Below are 7888 nucleotides of genomic sequence, written 5' to 3'. Positions count from 1 at the left end.
GCGTAAATCAGATATTTTTTTGTTTAGTTTATTCCGGCACTATCCTACATAATCCCCTTAAAAAAACGTCCCAACAAGAACTTTTGAGACGTTTTCTTTAATAAAATCATAAACTTATGCCACCTATTTTCGCTCATCGTACTGCCGCCTGTAATATTCCCGATAATTCTCGCTATCCCGAATTTTTCGCCACCAATCTTCATTGCCCAAATACCATTCAACCGTCAGGCGCAATGATTCTTCAAAATTGTACTTTGGCTTCCACCCCAGCGCCATAATTTTCGACGCATTCAGAGAATACCGCATATCGTGTCCGGGCCGATCAGCCACATGCTGCATTAAATCTTTCGGCTTCTCCAAATACTCCAGAATCTTTTCCGCAACAGAAAGACCATCCGCCTCATTCTCGCCCCCCACATTATACGCCTCACCCTGCGCGCCCTTGTGCAGCACCAGATCAATCGCCTCGCAGTGATCCGTCACATAAAGATGATCGCGAATCGCCGTCCCTGCGCCATACACCGGTAACGCAATATCGTCCATCGCATTGGTAATATAAATGGGCACGCGCTTCTCGGGATATTGAAACCCCCCAATATTATTGGACGCGCGCGTAATCACCACGGGCAAACCATACGTAATGGCAAATGCCCGCGCCATCATATCCCCCGACGCTTTCGCCACCGCATAGGGATTGCGCGGCGCAATCGGTGCATCTTCCGTCCACGGATCTTCGTCCTCTCCCAAAGACCCATACACCTCATCTGTACTCACCTGCAAAAACCGCTCAACACCGCAATCTCGCGCTGCAGCGAGTAGCGTGTACACACCCAGTGCATTGGACTTCATAAACTCCTCGGCACCCATAATGCTCCGATCAACATGACTCTCCGCAGCAAAATTCACCACCAGATCAACCCGCTGCATCAAATCATTGACCAGCCCGGCATCGCAAATATCCCCCTGCACAAATTCATACCGGGGACTATCCGCAACATCCAGCAGATTATCCAGATTGCCCGCGTATGTCAGCTTGTCCAAATTGATAACGCGATAATCGCGATACGTATCGAGAACATATCGCACAAAATGGCTGCCAATAAACCCGGCACCGCCTGTAATGAGCATTGTCTTCAAATGCATCTCCATTTATAAAAGTCAAAAGCAACCACAGATGAACACGGATGAACACAGAGTAAGGAGCGATCAGCGATCAGCTTTCAGCTAACTGCTACGGGACGGCACAGGGGCCGTCCCCTACGATGATATTGCTAATCCGAATTTGTAGGGGCGACCCCCTGTGGTCGCCCGCCGACTACGGCAGATCAAGTTCTCGTCTCACTTCAGCATCTGAGTACACCGCCTCTGTACCTTCTCGGACGCGCTCCAATACTTCTGCGGCAAGATAGTAATCCTCCACATCCTCAAGACCGCGTTTGATAATCTCCTTGAGAAAAAAATCCTTGCTGCGCCCTGTTCGCGCCACGAGGGAATCAATTCGTTTCTCAGCTTCGGAAGCCAGTTGAATTGTACTCGCCATATTGCCATCCCTTCTAAACGCCGTAAGATAGACACGATACCGGTCTGGTATCGCCATCATTTCATACACGTCTTCTTGCAGTTAGTTCGATATAAAATTTTAAGTAATAGTCGCAGAGTGTCGAATGTCTATATATTCGGAGAATTTGCAAGCTTAATCAATAAACGGGTTGTACACGCAATACGTCTGCTGGGTCGCTTTGTCGGATTTGTTCGCTGTAGGCTGTCTTGCGACGATGCCAAGTTTCGTAAATACCTTTCCACCGACTAAAATCTGTTCGGGTTTTGTCAAAATCGTCGTAGCACGATAATTTTCCCGCTATTAAACTATCGTAAAAATCCTGGCTGAGAATCCCGTATTTTTCCTCGTAGAGCGTGAGCCGCCGTTCAAGTTGCTTCATTTCAAGGACGAGTTCGTAAATTTCCATTGTGATTTCCCACAACATGATTGACATTGTAGGTTTTTAATAGCTATATTTTTTCGTTCCAATACTTCTTCTATGGAGGCACAAAGACATCATCAAGGCTTTCGGTCAGCGTATCTTGTACGATGCTTTCGGCTTCACAAGGGGGTATATTCTTTGACAGGTAGCGTATCCATCCTCCTGCACCTGAGTTATTATATTAAAGGATATGCTCTTTTTTTCAATATACCTCATTAAATCCGGTAGGAGCTAAAACATGAAACACATTATTTCAGATCCAGGGATTCTTGGTGGTAAACCAGTTATTGAAGGAACGCGATTGAGTGTTGAGCATATTTTAGGCTTACTTGCGCGCAATATGTCACATCGAGAAATCGTGGAGGCGTATCCGATACTCACAGTTGAAGACATAAATGGTGTTTTGAAATACGCTGCAAAGGCATTGCAAAACGATATTGTGATTGATGTCAAAATGGCTTCAGGAGTCTAAGTATGTTGCCACCTCTTGTGGCGGATATGAATATCGGGATTCCTGTTATTCAGTTTCTGCGTGAAAGCGGAATTGATATTGTGTCCTCTATGGAACAGCAATGGGGACATTTAAGCGACGAACAAATATTGGCTCGGGCATACGCAATGGACCGATTTGTCCTGACGCACGATTCCGATTTTGGAACATTAGCCGTTTTTCGTGGTTATCCCCTAACAGGCATTATTTATTTGAGGCCAGGTGGGCGTCTTCCCTCTGAAGTGATTGCGGACTTGGGCGATCTCCTGACAGCCTCAGTTGATTGGACGCCTCCCATGATAGTCGTGTATCGTTCAGGTCGTTTACGGATTCGAAGGCTTTGAGCCTTTCTATTCCATTCATAAGCACCTTAATCAACCAGTTGCTGGACTGGAGGAGAAAGAATCTTCCTACCGCTCTTTCCCTGTTTCAGCCTTGCATCTTTCAGAATGCGATCAATGTCAAAATCCATAGACTTTACCAGAGCTTCTTTGACCCTTCTTGTCTCCTGAATAACCTCATCCGTGGTCTCTTTATCGTTTAGTTCTTTCATCGCGATTATTCTCCAAGTAATTCTTCGGGTGTACAGAGGATCGGCAGTTCATTTTTTTTAATATACAAAAGCATTTCAATTATCGCACCACTTCAAAAACGCATTCTTGACATAATAGGCTTTTAGGGACTATATTTTCGCGTACTGGACTGGGGGTGGTCCCAGTCGGCAGCAGGTCCTGGGATCTCTCGGGACCTTTCGCTTTTTCTGGAAGGTGTATTATGGGAAATCTGACGCCTCACCCAATGCTCAGCGAAGAACAGATCGAAGCATTCTTCGAAATTGGATTCGTCATCGTACCGGACGTCTTTACGCCAACCGAAATCGAAGAAATGCGAGCCGGATTTGACCGCTTGCAAAAAATGGCCTACGCGCTATCGGAACCCGGGATCCACAACGGCTCTGATTTTGCCATAGAAAGAAAGGAATCGGGGCGGGTCATCATTCACCGCATTTCCTGGTGCGGGGCGGCCGAACCCCTGCTCCTCGCATACGGCAAAGACCCTCGCCTGCTCGGAATGGCGAGCCAGTTGCTGGACAGCAACGAAATGAACCAGTTAATCAACCAGGCCCACTTCAAAATACCCGGCGACAACGTGGCATTTCCGTGGCATCAGGACAGCGAACATCGCGGATATGGAAAACCCTGGTGGAAGGACGTCAACGGACGCGGCAGCTTTGTCCAACAAGCCATCGCCATTGACGATGTAACCGAAGAAAGTGGACCTCTGAAATTCATTCCCGGGAGTTGCAAATTGGGACATCTGGGCCTGCTGAGTCGAAGCGAAGAAGAATACCCGGCGCTATTCAACCCCGACGACGCCATTACGGGAATCATGAAAGCTGGCAGCGTAGCCCTATTCAACCCATACGTCATCCACGGCAGCGAACCGAACCGTTCGCAGAAACCGCGGCGCGTTTTCATAAACGGCTATGCTTACCCGGGCGCAAACTCGAGAACCTATCCAGGAAAGGGTGCTGGCAGGCTCTTAAAGATCTCCGACTAACAACCAAAACTTTCTGGATCGCGGCTCAACACCTTGCCGCGATGACAACACGAGAGCCTGCCCCGTAGTGACTCTATACGGGGGCACGGGGGCCGTCCCCTACAACACCCTGTCGCGATGACGGCACTGTTGATGGGACTGATCGACGCCTAAGGCATATCCAACTCCGCCTGCCTTACAATCCCCTTCAGCATACGCTTGAAAATGAGATAGTGGATGGGATACAAGCCGTACCAATAAAGCAACCCACCGAGACCCAGAGGATCGAAAATAGCCGTCTGCGTTATCTGGCTACCCCCCTCCACGGGCTGGACCTCAAACTGAAGCCATGCCCGGCCGGGCACCTTCATCTCTGCCTGCAAACGCAGAAGGCGATGTTCTTCAAAAGCCTCAACGCGCCAGAAATCCAGAGGATCTCCCGTCCGCACATCAACCGGGTGCCGCCGTCCGCGCCGCATACCCACCCCACCCAGCAGCAAATCGACAAAACCCCGCAAATACCAGAGCCATGTCGCAAAATACCAGCCCTGATCTCCCCCAATGCGCTGAACAGGAGCAAAAGCTCGGCCGGGTTCCACATTCGCAAAAGCCTGCTGGCGGTCAACAAGCCGCGAACCAAAACGCCTTCCACCCCACAAAGGCTCCTCACCGCTTGACGACACCGCATCGCTCCAGCGGGTCTGAGCCATCTCCCGGTCCTCCTCCTCAAGCGCACGAGCCATCGCCTGACGCACATTTAGAGGACGGACGTGAAAACGCTCGCGCGCACCATCATCTCGGACAATCGTCTCATTCCGCAAACTATCGATAAGCTTCTTACCCACCCGCGCATAAAGAGGCGTCACCAGCCCCAACCACAAACTGGAAAGACGAGGACTCAAAAAAGGCACCGGAATCATAAGACGTCGCACGCCAATCTGGCGGGCATATTCGCGCATCAGCCCGCCGTAAGTCACCTGTTGAGGACCCCCAATTTCAAAAACCGCACTCCCCTCCGCCTCCACATCCAGACCCCGGATCAAATAGGCAATCACATCCTCAATCGCAATCGGCTGGGTTGGCGTGCGGACCCAACTCGGCGTAATCATAATCGGCAACTTATTGACCAGACTCCGCACCATCTCAAAAGACAGCGACCCCGAACCAATAATAATAGAAGCGCGAAACTCCAGCGTCGCAGGCCCCTCAGCAGCCAGAATAGCCCCCACCTCCTGGCGACTCGCCAAATGGGAAGAAAGTTCACGATCCCCAACCAGACCCCCCAAATAAATAACGCGCCGAACCCCCTGCTGCAACGCGGCGCGAGCAAAATTTTGTGCCCCAATGCGGTCCTGCTCCTCAAAATTGGCTCTGGACCCCATAGAATGCACCAGATAGTACGCCGTATCTATCCCCTCCAGAGCAACCCTCAGCGAATCCCGATCCAGCACATCACCCGCGACAATCTCAGTATCGGAACAAAACCGACCAGCCAGATACTGGGGATTGCGAGCCAGGCAACGCACGCGCGCTCCTATTTCTTCAAGCGCCGGAACCAGCCGCCCACCAACATAACCGCTGGCTCCCGTCACCAGTACGAGCTTGTCTTTTCCCTTATCCTGAGACATCGCCTGCCTAATGCATATCTATGGACAGCACATAACTGAGCAGAGTCACCAAAAGCCACGTCGCCACCAGCACAATCCCAAAAGGACGCTTCAACGCGTCACCCGACACAAAAATGCCGCAGCGGAAAACAACGAGAATAAACACCATTGCCGGAAACAAAAATTGGAAAAACTGACCATCTGCTTGCAAGCCACCTGGTGTTGCCGCAGCCGAGACACCAGCGACAAAGAGCACATTGAGAATATCTGCGCCGATAATATTGCCAACCGCCAGCTCGCCGTGCCCGCGTCTAACAGCGGTGATCGCCGTCACGAGTTCTGGGAGCGACGTGCCAAACGCGACCAGCGTAGCCGAAATAATATGCTTTGGCACGCCAATTCTCTCTGCCAAAATACTCACACTGGGAATGAGAATTTGAGCCGAAAGAACAATAACCGCAATCGCCAGGATCAACTTGACAAGCACGAGGGACGCGTTACTCTCCTCCGCATCGGTTGCATCTTCCTGCTCAGCATCCGACATAGTCGCAGCCCAGCGGATCGACTGCCAAATATAGAGCCCCAAAAGAACAACAAAAGCGAACCCGGCGAACTGTGGCAAAACCCCACCCTGACTAAACAATTTCGCGGGAGACGCCCACGGAAAACAGGCGAGCACCAGAAGAATACCAGCCCCCACCTGCACATTAGACAACCGCGACGCCAACTGACGGTTGAGAGGTAGGGGAGCAATCAGAGAAGCCAGACCAATGATAAGGCCCGTATCGCAAATAATCGAACCGACGGCATTCCCAAGCGCAAGCCCCGGTTTCCCCTGAAGCGCCGAAAACACGGACACCGCCGCTTCCGGCGTCGTCGTACCAATACTCACAATCGTCGCACCGATAACCGCTTTCCCCAGCCCCCAGCGCACCGAAAGCGTCACAGCTTCATCGACGAGCCAATCCGCACCTTTGCCGAGCGTGTACAGCGTCACCGCAATAATCACAAGCAGGTACGGACTGGCCAATCCCATCACAAGCTCTTCAATCCACTTTTCCATCTTCTACCTTTCCCAATCAAATAACAAAAATATCACTCGGACGATCCTGCTCTGCCACACTCATCGGAAAAGACCGAATACCCTGACCCTGCAACATATCTGCACATGTCTCTCGCGCCAAATCCGGCCGATTATTTTTCTCACTCAAATGCGCCAGAACCGCCTGCTGCAACCCCTCTCGCGCCAGATCGCACAACGCCTCGGCAGCCCCATCATTTGACAAATGACCGTGCGTACTATTAATCCTCTGCTTCAAAACCCAGGGATAAGGCCCATCCATCAGCAATTGCCGATCGTAATTCGACTCAATAATCAACAGATCAGCGCGGCGCATATGCTGATAAACCAACTGCGTCACCGTACCCATATCTGTAGCAATCGTCACATTGGCCTGCCCATCCGTCACAGAAAAATTCACGGGATCAGCGGCATCGTGAGGCAATTGAAACGCCTGAAAAGACAAATCGCCAATTGAAAAAGCCTCATCATTTTCAAACACCCGAATCTTTTCAGTCCCTCGAAAAATCTTCTTCGACGCATTCAGCGTACCCTCCGTCATCCAAACCGGCAACCCATACCGCCGCGCCAACACCCCCACCCCCTTAATATGATCGGAATGCTCGTGACTCACCACAACAGCCTGCAAACCCGCTGGATCAAACCCAATACCTCGCAAACGCTCTTCGATCTTCTTACCCGTCAAACCCGCATCGATAAGCACACTTGAAGAACCATTTTGAACACAAATCGAATTGCCACCGCTACCACTTGCCAACAAACAAATCTTCACCGGTAACTCCTCTATTCACTACTCATTCACAATCCGCGCCACCCAAATACTAATCTCGTACAAAACTACGAGCGGCAGCGCCATCAAAACCTGAGACAGGGGATCGGGAGGGGTCAAAATAGCGGCGAGTATAATCCCGAACACAAGCGCATAACGCCGTCCCTTTCGCATCCGATCGCGTGTTGCAATCCCCATCTTAGCCAAAAAAAACGTCAACACGGGCAACTCAAACACCAGGCCAAAAGCAATCAGAAGGCGCAGCACAAAACCGATATACTCCCCAATATCAAACTGCGGCATCACAATCGTATCAGCAGCCATACCAACAAAAAACTTCATCGCCAATGGGATAACCAGCCAGTACGCCAAAACAGCACCAACAACAAAACACACAGTAGCCGAACCTGTCTCATATCC

At 50.7% G+C, this 7888-nt stretch carries 11 protein-coding genes; 3 read left to right on the top strand and 8 right to left on the bottom strand.

All coding sequences use genetic code 11. From position 1 onward, the window contains the following. Positions 1 to 123 precede the first annotated feature (123 nt). The 3 genes from rfbB to F4Y39_14820 form a co-directional block, all read right to left on the bottom strand. Positions 124 to 1128, bottom strand: a complete 1005-nt coding sequence (gene rfbB / locus F4Y39_14830) for a dTDP-glucose 4,6-dehydratase (protein ID MYC14994.1) — start codon at positions 1126 to 1128, stop codon at positions 124 to 126. Positions 1129 to 1315: 187 nt separating this feature from the next. After that, positions 1316 to 1540 (bottom strand): CopG family transcriptional regulator, encoded by a 225-nt coding sequence (locus F4Y39_14825; protein ID MYC14993.1) that lies wholly within the window; start codon positions 1538 to 1540, stop codon positions 1316 to 1318. Between the two features lie 157 nt (positions 1541 to 1697). Continuing rightward, the gene (locus tag F4Y39_14820) at positions 1698 to 1967 is read right to left on the bottom strand and encodes a hypothetical protein (GenBank protein MYC14992.1); all 270 of its coding nucleotides are present in this window, start codon (positions 1965 to 1967) and stop codon (positions 1698 to 1700) included. Between the two features lie 253 nt (positions 1968 to 2220). On the opposite strand from F4Y39_14820, the gene F4Y39_14815 reads away from it, so the two are divergent. Together F4Y39_14815 and F4Y39_14810 are read left to right on the top strand one after the other, a co-directional pair. Then, positions 2221 to 2454 (top strand): DUF433 domain-containing protein, encoded by a 234-nt coding sequence (locus F4Y39_14815; GenBank protein MYC14991.1) that lies wholly within the window; start codon positions 2221 to 2223, stop codon positions 2452 to 2454. A 2-nt stretch (positions 2455 to 2456) separates the two neighbouring features. After that, a complete protein-coding gene (locus F4Y39_14810) occupies positions 2457 to 2816 on the top strand; it encodes a hypothetical protein (GenBank protein ID MYC14990.1) in 360 nt (119 codons plus the stop codon). Positions 2817 to 2842: 26 nt separating this feature from the next. On the opposite strand, the gene F4Y39_14805 is transcribed toward F4Y39_14810, so the two are convergent. Then, positions 2843 to 3025: a hypothetical protein gene (locus F4Y39_14805; GenBank protein MYC14989.1), complete on the bottom strand. Its 183-nt coding sequence runs from the start codon at positions 3023 to 3025 to the stop codon at positions 2843 to 2845. Between the two features lie 221 nt (positions 3026 to 3246). On the opposite strand from F4Y39_14805, the gene F4Y39_14800 reads away from it, so the two are divergent. Continuing rightward, positions 3247 to 4032 carry a phytanoyl-CoA dioxygenase family protein gene (locus F4Y39_14800; GenBank protein MYC14988.1) on the top strand — a complete coding sequence of 262 codons (786 nt, stop codon included), beginning with the start codon at positions 3247 to 3249 and terminating at the stop codon, positions 4030 to 4032. 149 nt (positions 4033 to 4181) lie between these two features. Here the strand turns inward: F4Y39_14800 and F4Y39_14795 are convergent, their stop codons facing one another. The 4 genes from F4Y39_14795 to F4Y39_14780 form a co-directional block, all read right to left on the bottom strand. Beyond that, on the bottom strand, positions 4182 to 5639 hold the full coding sequence (locus F4Y39_14795) for an SDR family oxidoreductase (protein ID MYC14987.1): 1458 nt from the start codon (positions 5637 to 5639) through the stop codon (positions 4182 to 4184). A 7-nt stretch (positions 5640 to 5646) separates the two neighbouring features. After that, positions 5647 to 6681: a sodium:calcium antiporter gene (locus tag F4Y39_14790; protein ID MYC14986.1), complete on the bottom strand. Its 1035-nt coding sequence runs from the start codon at positions 6679 to 6681 to the stop codon at positions 5647 to 5649. Positions 6682 to 6697: 16 nt separating this feature from the next. Beyond that, positions 6698 to 7486: an MBL fold metallo-hydrolase gene (locus tag F4Y39_14785; protein MYC14985.1), complete on the bottom strand. Its 789-nt coding sequence runs from the start codon at positions 7484 to 7486 to the stop codon at positions 6698 to 6700. A gap of 3 nt (positions 7487 to 7489) precedes the next feature. After that, positions 7490 to 7888, bottom strand: a 399-nt coding sequence (locus F4Y39_14780) for a twin-arginine translocase subunit TatC (protein MYC14984.1), incomplete at its 5' end; no start/stop codon positions are given.

The organism is Gemmatimonadota bacterium (assembly GCA_009838845.1).
Classification (GTDB): domain Bacteria; phylum Latescibacterota; class UBA2968; order UBA2968; family UBA2968; genus VXRD01.
The sequence above is the reverse complement of the archived record's forward strand: the minus strand, read 5'-3'. Positions and strand labels throughout refer to the sequence as shown.